We start from the raw sequence: 13,721 nt of genomic DNA, 5'->3' as shown, positions 1-13,721 counted from the left end.
GTCAGAGCCGCGCCGCCTCGTTGGCCAGCGTCTCGGCGGCCCCGCGGGTGAGCCTGCCGTCGGCGACCACCGTCACGATCCGCCTGGACAGCGACTCCTCGACGGGCAGCGGGCGGTCCCACGCGAGGGCGGACCCCACTCCCGGGTACTCGGCGACCCGTACGAACCACGGATCGACCGGACCAGCCTGCGTGAACACCAGGCTCCACGCGTCGGACACCAGCGCCAGCCACGGGGTGCGGCTGCCGTGCACGTCCCGCTCGCCCTCCGCCCCGGCGGTGAAGACCGCCGGATTCCGCCCGGACCTGGGCGCCCGCCAGAAGAATCCGCCGTACCCGGCGCCGTCCCTGCCCTTGCACGCCGAACTGCTGACGTGGACGGGTTCAGGCACGCTGAGGGTGAACGCGAAATCCAGCGCCCACGCCCCGTCCACGGCCAGCGCCCGCACCGTGCGTCGCTCCCGCGCGAGCGTCGCGCCGTCGGGGCCGAGCCAGGTCAGCGCCTCGGCGAACCCGCCCTCGATCTCCTCGAAGGCGTCGTGCCGCTGAACGCCGTGATCGGCGAGCCAGGCGGGCCCCCGGTCGCGGACGAACGTGCGCCCGCCCCAGAAGTTCACCCCGCCCAGGTCAGAGACGGCCAGGCTGACGCCGAGGTGATGGACGTGGTCGGCGGGCCTGAACTCGCTCACCTCGACGCCGCCCAGCGTCCGCACCGGATGGATATAGGGGCGGGGGGAGTCGGTGACCGGCAGGTCCGCGCGCCATTCGTAGGTGGACACCGGTGTCCCGCGCACCCGTAGCGTGCGCCCGGCCGCCCACGGGACCTCCAGCTCGGAGAACAGCGCCAGGCGCCGAGCCGACAGATCGGTGAGCTCCCCGATGCCCGGCACCTCACGCCGGTCCTGGTGGATCTTCTGGTGCTCGTCGGCGATCGGCAGCGGGTCGGGCGCGGTGCGCACCGCCTCGAGGAACTCCATGAACGCGCCGGTCCGCGCGAGCGGCACCAGCAGGTCGGCCCCCGACCTGACGTGATCCACCAGGTTCTCCAGCAGGTTCGTCCGGGGATGGACGACGCCGTCCAGGTCGTCGGTGGTGTAGGTGAGCCGCGCCGTGCCCTCGGTGCCGTGGACGAGCATGTACGGCTCGGCCCTGCCGGTCGCGCACAGCGACACGGCCACGGTGATGACCCCGCCACCGGCCAGGTGGATCCTGGCGGCCGAGGTGTCGTCGGACTCGATCGCGTTGGCCTGGAACAGCTCCAGCTCGACGGAGGAGATCGCGCCCCGCTCCTCGGCCCCCGCCACGGCCAGTGCGGTCGCCACGGCGTGCGCGAACGGGTTGGTGAGCGCGCCGTCCACGACGTCGGCGCCGTCGAGACGACGCCGCCCCGACCACGCCGACCTGGTGAAGTAGGCGGCCGGCCGCTCCCACGCCCCGGCCACGCCGATGCCGGTGAGCTCGCCCAGGCGGCCCGAGCCGATCAACTCGCGCAGCGCGGGAACGGCCGACGAGCCGAGGCTCTGGAAGCCCACCTGGCAGGACCGCCCGCAATCGCGCGCGGCCTCGGCGATCCGCTCGAAGGCGGACAGCGACGCGGCGGGCGGCTTCTCCAGCAGCAGGTGCGAGCCCGCGCGCAACGCCGTCACGGCCAGGTGGGCGTGCGTGTTGATGGGCGTGCACAGGATGGTGATCTCGGCGCCCGTGCGCTCGATCAACCCGCCGAGGTCCTCGGGCCCGGCGTGCTCGAAACCGCCGTACGGCCAGGCGAAATCCGCGGGGCGGGGGTCGCACACGCCGACCAGCTCCACCAGCCCCCTGTCGGCCAGCGCGCGCACGTGCTCCAGATGCCAGCGGCCATGACCGTGGGCGCCCGCGAGCACGACCTTGGTCAACTCCATGTCAGGCCCAGCCCTCTGGCTCGCGCCGAGCGCAGCTCGGCCTCCTCGATCACGACAGGATACGGTTCGGCCAGCAGGCCCAGGCCGGTCAACGTCGCGTCCTCCACCGCCTCCACCATCGCGGGATGCGGCAGCGTGAGCGCCAGCTGTCCCGACAGCTCCGTCAGCAGGTGCGGATGGACGGGCACGTCGAAGGCGTGGGCCAGCCGCGCGATCCGCAGGAACGGGGTGATGCCGCCGACCCTGACCACGTTCGGCTGGACCACGTCGCAGGCGCCGGCCGTCAGCAGGTCGCGGAAGCCGTGGACGGTGTAGACGTTCTCGCCGACCGCGACGGGCACGTCGATGTGGCGGCGCAGCTCGACGTGCGCGGCCACGTCGTCGGCGGGCAGCGGCTCCTCGATCCAGTGCAGGTCGTACGGCGCGAGCGCGTCGATCGCGCGGCGGGCGCGGTGCAGGTCCCAGCGCTGGTTGGCATCGATCATCAAAGTCACGGCGGGACCGATGACCTCGCGAACGGCGGCGACCCGCTCGACGTCCTCGGCCAGGTCGGGCCTGCCCACCTTGATCTTGACGGCCCGATGGCCCGCCGCGATCCACCGCCTGGCCTGGGCGACCAGCTCGTCCAGGGAGTAGTGCAGGTTGACGCCGCTGCCGTACACGGGGACGCGGTCGCGGCGGGCGCCCAGCACGTCGACCAGCGAGGACGCGCCGCAGTGCAGATCCCACAGAGCCAGATCGAGCCCCGCCATCGCGACGGTGGTCAGCCCACCGCGTCCCGCCTCGCTCAGGTGCCTGGACAGCCCTTCCCAGACCAGCTCCGGGTGCGCGGGCCCGCCGAGCACCGCCTCGCGGATGTCGTTGTCCAGCAGCGCCTTGACGGCCTGCGCCCCGATCTGCGGGGTCCACGAGAACCCGGTGCCGACGCGGCCGTCCTCCAGCGTGACCGTGCAGATGACCACATGGTTGTACGGCACGTCGGCGCCCCACGGCCGGCGCAGCGGCGCCGAGCGCAGCTCCGTCACCAGCTCCTTGATCATGCCGCGACCAGGGAGAGACCGGTCTTGATGAGCAGGTCGAGCTCGGCCTCGTGCTCGGGCGTGAGGTCCGTCAGCGGCGCCCTGACCGGGCCGACGTCGAGGCCGCGCAGCCGGAGCCCGGCCTTGACCAGGGAGACCGCGTAGCCGGGCGCCTTGCTGCGCAGCTCGACCAGCGGCGCGTAGAACTCCGTCAGCAGTCGTTCGTCACCGGCGAAGTAGGCCTTGGCGATCTCGGGGGCGAAGGCGAACACCGCCGAGGAATAGAGCTCCACCCCGAGGCCCCGGTAGGCGGGCATGGTCAGCTCGGCGGTCGGCAGGCCGTTGAAGAAGGCGAAGCCGGGGCCGATCTCTCTGCGCACGGCCAGCACGGTGCGCTGCATCCTGTCCACGTCGCCCAGGCCGTCCTTCAGCCCGATCACGCCGGGGACGCGCGCCAGCTCGACAACGTCCGCGGGGTCGAGGACGACGGGGCCGCGCTGGTAGACGATCACGGGGAGCTCGGCGGCGACGGCGCGCACGTAGGCGGTGAACCCCGCCTTGCTGCCGTGGGCCAGGTAGGGAGGCATCAGCAGCAGGCCGTCCGCGCCCGCCTGCCTGGCCGCGCGTGCCTGCGCCAGAGCCAGGCCCAGCGGCCCGCCCGCCCCCGCCAGCACGGGCACCGCGCCCCTGACGACCTCGACGGCCACCTGGACGGCCCGCGCGTGCTCGTCCTGGGACAGCGCGGAGAACTCGCCGGTGCCGCACGCCACGAAGACCGCGCCGGGGTCGTGGCGCAGGCCCCGGCCGAGGTGCTCGGCCAGCACGTCCTCGGCCAGCGCGCCTTCACCGTCGAACGGGGTCACCGGGAAGAACAGGACACCACTCAGCTTCATCGTCATCGTTCCTTCAGGAGAGTTCGGTCAGGAGAGTTCGGTGCGCCAGCTGCGCTTGGCCTGCCAGCCGAGCAGCCGCTCGGCCTTGGCGGAGGTGAAGGCGGGCAGCGAGCCGGTGAGGGCGTCGGCGAAGCCCGCGGTGGACGGCATGATCGCGGGCAGCAGTTCGGCCAGCGGTTCCCTTGCCAGCGCGTCGCCCGCCCCGGCGAAGAAGACCTCGCCGTTGGGCAGCTCCGGCAGGCGGGCCAGCAGGGCGATGAACAGGTCGGCCGCGTCACGGGCGTCGATGTAGTTGAACAGCGACACCCCGGCGATCTCGGGGCGGTCGAGGCGCTCGGCCACCGTGTGGCCCGACTGAGTGGGAGCGCCTTCCCACTCCTCAGGCGCGATCACGAAGCAGGGCCGTACGGCGGCCATCCTGGTGGCGGCCGTGCGGGCGAAGGAGCGCATCGTCTCCTCGGCGACCAGCTTGGACAGGCTGTAGGCGTTCCACGGCTTGGCCGGGTGGTCCTCGTCGATGGGCAGGTAGGCGGGGCTCCAGCCGTCCGGCGAGCCGTACCCGACGACGGTAGGGCTGCTGGCCAGGATCAGCTTGGGCACGCCGAGCGCGACCGCCGCGTCGCACACGTTGAAGGCCAGCTGGGTGTTCGTCCGGTAGGTCACCGCGTCGCTGCGGCTGAACGGCGTGGCGATGGCGGCCAGATGGAGCACGGCCTCGGGGCGGAAGCGGGCGATGACCTGGTAGGCCTCTCCCAGGTCGGTCAGGTCGGCGGGCAGCGTGGCCGCGGCGTCGTCAGGAGTGCCAGGCGCGGTGTCCACGCCGATCACCTCGTGTCCGGCCGCGGCGAGCGCGGACACGACGCTGCGGCCGAGGCGACCCGCGCTCCCGGTGACAAGGGTTCTGCTCACAGGTATGTCTTTCCTTCCGGCACTGCAACCAGTTGCATGAAACAGTGTCGGTCGGCGGCGGAATCGTCAAGAGGCGTCCTCGTGTGCTGCGGCGACGCAGGTGTGCTTTACGCAACCGGTAGCAGAATGGCCAGTGGTGGCGATGCAACCGATTGCGTTAGGGTGCGGCACATGGCGGTGACGATCAGGGATGTCGCGGCGGCGTCGGGTGTGCATGTCTCGACGGTGTCGCGGACGTTCTCGGCGCCGCATCTGGTGAACGCGGAGACGCGTAACCGGGTGTTGGCGGTGGCCGAGGGGTTGGGGTATCGGCCGAATCGGGCGGCGCGGGCGTTGACGACGGGGCGGACGCACAATCTTGGGTTGATCGTGGCGGATATCGCCAATCCGTTCTTTCCGCCGTTGATCAAGGCTGCGCAGGCTCAGGCGCGGGAGCGGGATTATCACGTGTTCGTGGCGGACACCGATGAGGATCCGTTGCTGGAGCAGGAGTTGATCGAGGCTTTTGTGAAGCAGGTGGACGGGGTGCTGCTGTGCAGCCCCCGCCTGCCCAACACCGCCATCGCCAAGCTGGGCGCGCAGGTCCCGTTCGTGCTGGTGAACCGGGCGGTGAAGGGGATGACCACGGTCCTCATGGACGTGGGGGAGGGCGCGGCCGCCGCCGTCGAGCACCTCCGCGCCCTCGGACATCACGCCCTCGCGCTGGTGGCGGGCCCCTCGGGCTCGTGGACCAGCCGCCAGATCCACCGGCACGCGACCGCCAGGGCCGAGGAGCTCGGCGCCGAGCTGACCGTGCTCGGTCCGAACGAGCCGACCGTCCATGGCGGGCTGGAGGCGGCCGACGCCGTGGCGGCCTCCGGGGCGAGCGGCGTGCTGTGCTACAACGACCTGGTCGCCATCGGGCTGATCGACGGGCTGGGCCGCCGTGGCCTGCGCGTTCCCCGTGACGTGAGCGTGGTCGGCGTGGACGACAGCCTGCCTGGCCGCCTCCACCGGCCGAAGCTGACCACCATCACCATGCCGACCGCCGCGGCCGGGCGGATGGCCGTCGACCTGCTGCTGGCCGCCGTCGCCTCGGGCGAGCAGGCCAGTGCCACCACCGCCAGGCTGGAGACCAGCCTCGTGATCAGAGATTCCACCGAGAGAGTGAGACCACCGTGATCTTTGGCAGCACGCCCGCGGGCGAGGTCGTGGACCGGCACGTCCTGTCCAACGGCCGGATGAGCGTGGCGATCCTGACCCTGGGCGCGACCATTCAGTCCGTCGAACTGGCCGACGGGACCGACGTCGTCCTCGGCCTGCCGACCGTCTCCGACTACCTCACCCGCAGCCGCTACTTCGGCGCGGTGGTCGGCAGGTACGGCAACCGCATCGCGCACGGCCGCTTCACCCTCGACGGCCGCACCCACCGGCTCGCGCTCAACAACAACGGGCACAGCCTGCACGGCGGTGAGAGCGGTTTCGACAAGAAGGTGTGGCGGGCCGAGCCGGACGCGGAGCGGGCCGTCAGGCTCACCCATGTCAGCAAGGACGGAGAGGAGGGCTATCCCGGCACCCTGACCGCCTCGGTCACCTACACGCTGACCGACGCCGACGAGCTGCGCCTGGACTACCACGCCACCACCGACGCGCCTACCGTCGTCAACCTGACCAACCACTCCTACTTCAACCTCGCGGGATCGGGGGACGTGCGCGGGCACGTCATCACGATGCCGGCCGACCACTACCTGGAGGTCGACGAGGGCAAGATCCCGGTGCCGGGTGCGCCGGTCGCCGTGGCGGGCACGCCGTACGACTTCACCGTGCCGACGCCCGTGGCCGCGCGCATGGACGGGGCCTACGACCACTGCTACGTGTTGCGGCCCGGCGCTGTGGTGCGGGTGGAGGAGCCGGTGAGCGGCAGGGCGATGGAGGTGACGACCACCGAGCCCGGCGTGCAGTTCTACACCGGGCACCTGCTGGACGGCATCGCCACGCCGTACGGCAGGCAGGCCGGGTTGTGCCTGGAGACGCAGCACTTCCCCGACTCACCGAACCGGCCGGACTTCCCCTCCACCGTGCTGCGGCCGGGGGAGGACCTGACGTCGCGGACGACATACCGGTTCCTGTGACGTCGAGGGCAATCGGGCTCCTCGTGCTGCGGCTTACGCTGCAACCGTTTGTAGCAAACAGCGGAAAGTAGCAAGATTCTTTGTCTGATCAACTTCTTTTGCAAGCACGTTGACCTCGAAATATGTCGTTTCCGATATATCGATAACGGCAAGGTAACACCTGCAAAGGGTTGACGGAACTTTTGTCGGCGCTATAGGAAAGCGCCATCCATTCACGTCACATGGAGGTCCCGTGAAGGCGACTGCTCCAGAGGTGCCGCCGTGGTCGACTCACTGTCGTTGAAGTCGGCGGTCACGGCCGAACCCCCCGCTCATGACAGCGCCCCCCGCGCCCCCCGCCCTGTCAACCGCGCCCGCCGTGAGGCGCTGACGGCCTACGTCTTCCTCGCGCCATGGTTCGTGGGCCTGTTCCTGATCACGATCGGGCCGATCGTCGCGTCGCTCTACCTGTCCTTCACCGACTACAGCCTGCTCGACACGGCGAAATGGGTCGGAGCGGACAACTACCTCCAGATGTTCACGCAGGACCCGCGCTTCTGGGCCTCGCTGAAGGTCACCACGATCTACGTCGTCGTCTCCGTGCCGATGCAACTGGCCTTCGCGCTGGCGCTGGCGCTGCTGCTGGACCGCGGGCTGCGCGGGCTGTCGTTCTACCGCTCGATCTTCTACCTGCCCTCGTTGCTGGGCGGCAGCGTCGCCATCGCGATCCTGTGGCGGAAGATCTTCGGCGCCGACGGTCTGGTCAACTCCGTCCTCGGCTTGTTCGGCATCCAGGGCACCAGCTACGTGAACAACCCCGACACGGCGCTGGGCACGCTGATCCTGCTGCACGTCTGGACCTTCGGGGCGCCGATGGTCATCTTCCTGGCGGGCCTGCGGCAGATCCCGCGCAGCTACTACGAGGCGGCCGCGGTGGACGGGGCCAGTCCGCTCAGGCAGTTCAGGACCATCACGCTGCCGCTGCTGTCGCCGATCATCTTCTTCAACCTCGTGCTCGAAGTGATCAAGTCGTTCCAGTCGTTCACCCAGTCGTTCATCGTCAGCAACGGCTCGGGCGGACCGAACGACTCGACGCTCTTCTACACGCTCTACCTCTACGTCAACGGGTTCAAGGAGTACGAGATGGGCTACGCCGCCGCGCTGGCCTGGGTGCTCGTCCTCATCATCGCCGGTCTGACCGGGGTCAACTTCCTCGCGTCCAAGTATTGGGTCTTCTATGGCGACAGCAAGTAGGCGGCTGCCGGTCCTCTACCGGCACCGCGTCACCAGGGGTGCCAAGCACCTGATGCTGATCGGCTTCGGTCTGGTCATGCTCTACCCGCTGCTGTGGATGTTCTCCAGCGCGCTCAAGCCCGAAGAGCTGATCTTCAGGGAGCCGGGCCTGATCCCGACCGAGATCACCTTCGACAACTTCGCCGACGGCTGGACCGCGCTGGCCCACCCGTTCGGCTACTACCTGTGGAACTCGGCCGTCGTGACGGCCCTGTCGATCCTCGGCAACCTGGCCGCCTGCTCGATGGCCGCCTACGCCTTCGCCCGCCTCGACTTCCCGATGAAGAAGTTCTGGTTCGCGATCATGCTCGGCTCCATCATGCTGCCGCTGCACGTGGTCATCGCGCCGCAGTACATCATGTTCGCGAAGCTCGACCTGATCAACACGATCTGGCCGCTGGTCCTGCCGAAGTTCCTGGCCCACGACTCGTTCTTCATCTTCCTGATGGTGCAGTTCATCAGGACCCTGCCCCGCGAACTGGACGAGGCGGCCTCCATCGACGGCGCCGGCTACTGGCGCACCTTCTTCAGGGTCATCCTCCCGCTCTGCACGCCCGCCCTCGCCACCACGGCGATCTTCACCTTCATCTGGACGTGGAACGACTTCCTCAGCCAGCTGCTCTACCTGAACAACCCCGACAACTTCACCGTCCCGGTCGCGCTGCGCACCTTCCTCGACTCCAGCGGCGAATCGTCGTGGGGGCCGATGTTCGCCATGTCGATCATCGCCCTCGGCCCCATCTTCGGCTTCTTCCTGGCAGGCCAGAAGTACCTGATCCGTGGTGTGGCCACCACGGGCCTGAAGTAACCACCCCCCACTGAAAGGGAGCGAGAGATGCGCTCTGTCAAGACCGTCGCCCTCCTCGCCGCCGCCGTGCTGACCCTGACGGCCTGCGGCGGCGACGCAGGAAGCTCCGCCGGCACCGCAGACGGCAAGGTGAAGCTGCGCTTCTCCTACTGGGGAAGCGACTCCCGGCAGAAGCTCACCGAACAGGCCATCGCCGCGTTCGAGAAGAAGAACCCCACGATCGACGTCGTCGGCGAGTTCTCCGACTGGCCGAGCTACTACGAGTCGCTGGCCACCAAGGTGGCAGCCAACGACGCTCCCGACGTCATGACCATCGAGATCAGGGGCCTGGCCGAGTACGCAGGGCGCGGCGCTCTCGCCGACCTCACCGGCAAGGTCGACACCGCCGACCTCGACCAGGGCGTCCTGGCCTCAGGCAACCTCGACGGCAAGCAGTACGCGATCCCCACCGGGGTCAACGTCTGGACCATGATGGCCAACAAGGCGGCCGTCGAGAAGGCCGGCCAGCAGCTGCCCGACGACAAGACCTGGACGTGGGACGACTACATCGGCCTGGCCGAGAAGATCAGCAAGTCGGGCGACGGCTCGGTCTACGGCACCGAATACACCTTCAACCCCGCCAACCTGACCGTCTTCGCAGCCCAGCGCGGCGAGAAGTTCTACGCCGACGGCAGGATCGGCCTCACCCCCGACACGCTGAAGGCGTGGTGGGCGACCTTCATCAAGCTGCAGGAGACCAAGGGCTCGCCCGACGCCGCCAAGATGGCCGAGATCGCCGCGGCGGGTCAGGAGCAGTCGCTCATCGCCACCAACAAGGGCGCCTTCGGGATGTGGTGGAGCAACCAGCTCGGCGCCATGTCCAAGTCGTCGGGCAGCGAACTGACCCTCCTGCGCCTGCCCAGGCTGGCCGACGCCGCCACCTCCGGCATGTTCCTGCAGCCCGCCATGTTCTGGAGCGCCTCCAGCAGGAGCGAGCACCAGGCCGAGGCCCACAAGTTCATCGACTTCCTGCTCAACGACCCCGAGGCGGGAGGCATCCTGCTCAGCGACCGCGGCCTGCCCGTCAACGCCAAGGTCCTCGAGGCGGTCAAGAGCAAACTGCCCGCGGCCGACCAGCAGACGCTGACCTTCCTCGACGCCGTCAAGAGCGAGCTGACGCCGGTCGTCGTGCCGCCCAAGGGCGGCTCGAAGATGGAGGACATCATCAAGCGCTACTCCGAGGCGGTGACGTCGGGGCAGCAGAGCCCGGACGAGGCGGCCGCCAAGCTCCTGGAAGAAGCCAACGCGGCCATCGCCGGCTAGATCCACACCTTCGCCGCCGTACGGCTCGCGCGAGCCGTACGGCGACCACTCGGGGAGACGAGATGAGATACGCCTTCGTCGGGCTCGGGCACCGCGCCCAGATGTACGTCGACGCCCTGCTCGGTGACTGGCGCGACACCGGTGCGATCGCCGCCTTCTGCGACACCAACCGCACCCGCATGGACTACTACGCCGAGAGGGTCGGCGAGCCGGTCCCGCGCTTCGCGCCCGGCGACTTCGGCGCGATGCTGGAGCTGTGCGACGCGGTGGTCGTGGCCTCCGTGGACGCCACCCACGCCCGCTACGTCGTGGCCGCGCTGGAGGCGGGCAAGGACGTCGTCGTCGAGAAACCGCTCACGACCGACGCCGACGGCTGCGCGGCCATCGCCGCCGCGGCCGAGCGGTCGAGCGGCAGGCTCGTCGTCACCTTCAACTACCGCTACTCGCCGCGCAACTCCGCGGTGCGCCGCCTGATCATGGACGGCGCGATCGGGGAGGTCACCTCCGTCCACTTCGACTGGGCGCTGGACACCATCCACGGCGCCGACTACTTCCGCCGCTGGCACCGCGACAAGCGCCACTCCGGCGGCCTGCTCGTCCACAAGTCCACCCATCACTTCGACCTGGTCAACTGGTGGCTCGACGCGTCGGCGCGCAGCGTCTACGCCCATGGCGGCCTCCGCTTCTACGGCGCGGACAACGCCAGGGCGCGCGGCCTCGGCGAGCGGCCCGAACGCGGCAACGGCGCGCGGGGGCTCGGCACCGACCCGTTCATCCTCGACCTCGCCGCCGACCCCCGCCTCAGCCGCCTCTACCTGGAGGCCGAGCACGAGGACGGCTACGTGCGCGACCAGGACGTCTTCACCGACGGCATCACCATCGAGGACAACATGGCCGTCATGGTCGGCTACGACGGCGGCACCATGCTCACCTACTCGCTCAACGCCCACGCGCCCTTCGAGGGCTACCGGGTCGTCTTCAACGGCACGGGCGGCCGGATCGAGCTGGAGGTGTGCGAGCGGTCGTGGACACCACCGCACGCCGCCATCGACCCGAGCGCCGCCGCCAAGGAGCATGCCGCGGGCTCATGGGAACGCCTGACCCTGCACCAGCACTGGCAGCGGCCGAGGGAGATCCCGATCGAGCGGGGCGAGGGCGGCCACGGCGGCGGCGACCGGCTGCTGCTCGACGACGTCTTCCGCGGCCCCGGCGACGACCCGCTGGCCAGGCAGGCCGGCTACCTCGACGGGATCCGCGGCGTCATGGTCGGCGCCGCGGCCAACGAGTCGATCCGCACCGGCGGGCCCGTCCACCTGACCCACGGCGGCACCCGCATGACGCCGGCCGTCCCGTGACGGACGGGCCTTTGCGGCATCTCGGCGAGTTCTCCGGACTCGCCGGGATCGCCGAACGACAGTTCGGCCTGTTCCCCACGCCGGGGCCAGGGCTGCGGGAACAAGCGCGCGACCTGATGGGTGTGCTCGACCTGACCGCGGCCGACGCGCGCGTCGAACGGACGTGGACCGCGGGCGACCTGGCGGGCGAGGAGGTCTCCTGGGACGTCGGGTACGGCCCGCGTACCCGGGCCTTCGTGCTGCGCCCCCGCGAGGCGGGCGGGGCCGTCCTGCCCGGCGTGCTGGCCCTGCACTGCCACGCGGGCATGAAGTGGGCCGGCAAGGAGAAGATCGCCGACGCACCCGAAGGTCCGTCGCCCGAGGTGGCGCGGTTGCGGGCCGCCCTCTACGACGGCAGGGCTTGGGCGGCCGAGCTCGCCCTGCGCGGGTTCACCGTCCTGGTGCCCGACGTGCTCGGCTGGGGCAGCCGCCGGATCCCGCTCGCCGACATGCCGGAGCAGGCGGTCGACGGCCTGGACTTCTCGATGAGCGAGGCCGACAGGTACGACGTCGCCGCCGCCCGCCACGAGCACGTGCTGGCCAAGTACTGCACCCTGCTCGGCACCTCCTTCGCGGGAGCCGTGGCGGGCGAGGACCTGGCCGCCGCGGCCTACCTGCGCTCGCGCCCCGACACCGGCCGCGTGGGCTGCGCGGGACTGTCGGGCGGCGGCCTGCGCGCGGCCCTTCTCGGTGCCTTCGACCCCGGCATGGACGCGATCGCGGTTGTCGCCATGATCTCCTCCTACCGGGACCTGCTCGACCGGCACGTCTCCGGCCATACCTGGATGCTGTACCCTCCGGGCTTGACCAGGTTGTGCGACCTGCCCGACCTGGTGGCGTGCGCCGCTCCCCGGCCCCTGCTCGTCTGCTACGGCGAGCGGGACGAGATCCTGCCGCTGAGCGGCATGCGCCGTGCGCATGCGATGATCGCGGCACACTACCGGCAGGCCTCGGCGGGTTACACGGGCATCTTCGCCGACGCGGGGCACGCCTTCGGCCGCCCCCAGCAGGAACAGGTCTTCGGCTGGCTGGCCCGCCACCTGGGAGCGGAGGGAGGTGTGCCGTGGCGGTGACGATCAGAGATGTCGCGGCGGCGTCGGGTGTGCATGTCTCGACGGTGTCGCGGACGTTCTCGGCGCCGCATCTGGTGAACGCGGAGACGCGTAACCGGGTGTTGGCGGTGGCCGAGGGGTTGGGGTATCGGCCGAATCGGGCGGCGCGGGCGTTGACGACGGGGCGGACGCACAATCTTGGGTTGATCGTGGCGGATATCGCCAATCCGTTCTTTCCGCCGTTGATCAAGGCTGCGCAGGCTCAGGCGCGGGAGCGGGATTATCACGTGTTCGTGGCGGACACCGATGAGGATCCGTTGCTGGAGCAGGAGTTGATCGAGGCTTTCGTGAAGCAGGTGGACGGGGTGCTGCTGTGCAGCCCCCGCCTGTCCAACCGGGTGATCGAGAAACTGCGCGACCAGGTGCCGTTCGTGGTGGTCAACAGGCGGCTCAAGGGGCTGACCACCGTGCTGATGGACGTCGGACAGGGCGCTCGGGCCGCGGTGGAGCACCTGGCCGAGCTCGGGCACCGGCGCGTGGCGCTGCTGTCGGGCCCCGGCGGGTCGTGGACCAGCGAGGAGATGCAGGCCGCCGCCACGGCCACCGCCGCGGAACGCGGCGTCGAGCTGACCGTGCTCGGCCCCAACGAGCCGACCGAGCAGGGCGGGCTGGCCGCGACCGCGGCCGTCGCGGCCTCGGGGGTGACGGGCGTGCTGTGCTACAACGACCTGGTCGCCCTGGGCCTCGTCTCGGGCCTGCACGACAAGGGGCTGGAGGTGCCCGGCGACCTGAGCGTCATCGGCGTCGACGACAGCCTGCCGGGCAGGCTCAACCGGCCGAAGCTGACCACCGTCACGATGCCGACCGCCGCCGCCGGACGGATGGCGGTCGACCTGCTGCTGGCGGCCGTCAACGCGGGCGGGTCGGGCACGCCGACGCTGGCCAGGCTCGAGACCACCCTGGTCGTCCGCGAGTCCACGGGAGCGGCGGCCCCTGCCGCCCCGGCTGTGTCGAAGGTCATGACCTGACATAGAGGACATCGGCGAGCCTCCACCCCATCGCCG

Annotated in this window: 12 protein-coding genes; 8 read left to right on the top strand and 4 right to left on the bottom strand. The window is 70.3% G+C overall.

All coding sequences use genetic code 11. The features are described from left to right. Nucleotide 1 precedes the first annotated feature (1 nt). From ACFXJ8_RS09980 to ACFXJ8_RS09965, 4 genes are read right to left on the bottom strand one after another with little or no spacing between them, the layout of a single operon-like run. Nucleotides 2–1,897: a DUF6807 family protein gene (locus tag ACFXJ8_RS09980; protein WP_379643466.1), complete on the bottom strand. Its 1,896-nt coding sequence runs from the start codon at nt 1,895–1,897 to the stop codon at nt 2–4. Continuing rightward, on the bottom strand, nt 1,888–2,937 hold the full coding sequence (locus tag ACFXJ8_RS09975; protein ID WP_379643465.1) for a mandelate racemase/muconate lactonizing enzyme family protein: 1,050 nt from the start codon (nt 2,935–2,937) through the stop codon (nt 1,888–1,890). Before ACFXJ8_RS09975 ends, ACFXJ8_RS09980 begins: the two co-directional genes overlap by 10 nt. Then, nucleotides 2,934–3,815: a 5-dehydro-4-deoxyglucarate dehydratase gene (locus ACFXJ8_RS09970; protein ID WP_379643464.1), complete on the bottom strand. Its 882-nt coding sequence runs from the start codon at nt 3,813–3,815 to the stop codon at nt 2,934–2,936. The genes ACFXJ8_RS09975 and ACFXJ8_RS09970 overlap by 4 nt, the downstream gene beginning before the upstream one ends. 21 nt (nt 3,816–3,836) lie before the next feature. After that, nucleotides 3,837–4,718, bottom strand: a complete 882-nt coding sequence (locus ACFXJ8_RS09965) for an NAD-dependent epimerase/dehydratase family protein (protein ID WP_379643463.1) — start codon at nt 4,716–4,718, stop codon at nt 3,837–3,839. Between the two features lie 171 nt (nt 4,719–4,889). Here ACFXJ8_RS09965 and ACFXJ8_RS09960 point away from each other — a divergent pair, with 171 nt between their 5' ends. The 8 genes from ACFXJ8_RS09960 to ACFXJ8_RS09925 all read left to right on the top strand — a co-directional run bounded on the left by ACFXJ8_RS09960 (nt 4,890) and on the right by ACFXJ8_RS09925 (nt 13,685). Continuing rightward, entirely contained in the window at nt 4,890–5,879 is a 990-nt protein-coding gene (locus ACFXJ8_RS09960) for a LacI family DNA-binding transcriptional regulator (RefSeq protein WP_379643462.1), read from the top strand. Further along, nucleotides 5,876–6,829, top strand: coding sequence for an aldose epimerase family protein (locus tag ACFXJ8_RS09955; RefSeq protein WP_379643461.1), 954 nt, complete (start codon nt 5,876–5,878; stop codon nt 6,827–6,829). Before ACFXJ8_RS09960 ends, ACFXJ8_RS09955 begins: the two co-directional genes overlap by 4 nt. 261 nt (nt 6,830–7,090) lie before the next feature. Further along, a complete protein-coding gene (locus ACFXJ8_RS09950) occupies nt 7,091–8,062 on the top strand; it encodes a carbohydrate ABC transporter permease (RefSeq protein WP_379643460.1) in 972 nt (323 codons plus the stop codon). Continuing rightward, nucleotides 8,046–8,909, top strand: coding sequence for a carbohydrate ABC transporter permease (locus ACFXJ8_RS09945; RefSeq protein ID WP_379643459.1), 864 nt, complete (start codon nt 8,046–8,048; stop codon nt 8,907–8,909). The genes ACFXJ8_RS09950 and ACFXJ8_RS09945 overlap by 17 nt, the downstream gene beginning before the upstream one ends. A gap of 27 nt (nt 8,910–8,936) precedes the next feature. Continuing rightward, a complete protein-coding gene (locus tag ACFXJ8_RS09940) occupies nt 8,937–10,211 on the top strand; it encodes an ABC transporter substrate-binding protein (protein ID WP_379643458.1) in 1,275 nt (424 codons plus the stop codon). A 62-nt stretch (nt 10,212–10,273) separates the two neighbouring features. Then, a complete protein-coding gene (locus ACFXJ8_RS09935; protein WP_379643457.1) occupies nt 10,274–11,566 on the top strand; it encodes a Gfo/Idh/MocA family protein in 1,293 nt (430 codons plus the stop codon). A gap of 11 nt (nt 11,567–11,577) precedes the next feature. Beyond that, nucleotides 11,578–12,678, top strand: coding sequence for a dienelactone hydrolase family protein (locus tag ACFXJ8_RS09930; protein ID WP_379643456.1), 1,101 nt, complete (start codon nt 11,578–11,580; stop codon nt 12,676–12,678). Then, nucleotides 12,669–13,685 (top strand): LacI family DNA-binding transcriptional regulator, encoded by a 1,017-nt coding sequence (locus ACFXJ8_RS09925; RefSeq protein ID WP_379643455.1) that lies wholly within the window; start codon nt 12,669–12,671, stop codon nt 13,683–13,685. The genes ACFXJ8_RS09930 and ACFXJ8_RS09925 overlap by 10 nt, the downstream gene beginning before the upstream one ends. The last annotated feature ends 36 nt before the right edge of the window (nt 13,686–13,721 follow it).

It is taken from the genome of Nonomuraea sp. NPDC059194 (assembly GCF_042754765.1).
Classification (GTDB): domain Bacteria; phylum Actinomycetota; class Actinomycetes; order Streptosporangiales; family Streptosporangiaceae; genus Nonomuraea.
This window is presented reverse-complemented; position numbering and strand designations above follow the sequence as displayed.

What these genes read in the sequence shown, in the direction of transcription:
- ACFXJ8_RS09980 (WP_379643466.1), bottom strand. Translation starts at nt 1,897, where the DNA reads ATGGAGTTGACCAAGGTCGTGCTCGCGGGCGCCCACGGTCATGGCCGC.
- ACFXJ8_RS09975 (WP_379643465.1), bottom strand. Translation starts at nt 2,937, where the DNA reads ATGATCAAGGAGCTGGTGACGGAGCTGCGCTCGGCGCCGCTGCGCCGG.
- ACFXJ8_RS09960 (WP_379643462.1), top strand. Translation starts at nt 4,890, where the DNA reads ATGGCGGTGACGATCAGGGATGTCGCGGCGGCGTCGGGTGTGCATGTC.
- ACFXJ8_RS09940 (WP_379643458.1), top strand. Translation starts at nt 8,937, where the DNA reads ATGCGCTCTGTCAAGACCGTCGCCCTCCTCGCCGCCGCCGTGCTGACC.
- ACFXJ8_RS09935 (WP_379643457.1), top strand. Translation starts at nt 10,274, where the DNA reads ATGAGATACGCCTTCGTCGGGCTCGGGCACCGCGCCCAGATGTACGTC.
- ACFXJ8_RS09970 (WP_379643464.1), bottom strand. Translation starts at nt 3,815, where the DNA reads ATGACGATGAAGCTGAGTGGTGTCCTGTTCTTCCCGGTGACCCCGTTC.
- ACFXJ8_RS09945 (WP_379643459.1), top strand. Translation starts at nt 8,046, where the DNA reads ATGGCGACAGCAAGTAGGCGGCTGCCGGTCCTCTACCGGCACCGCGTC.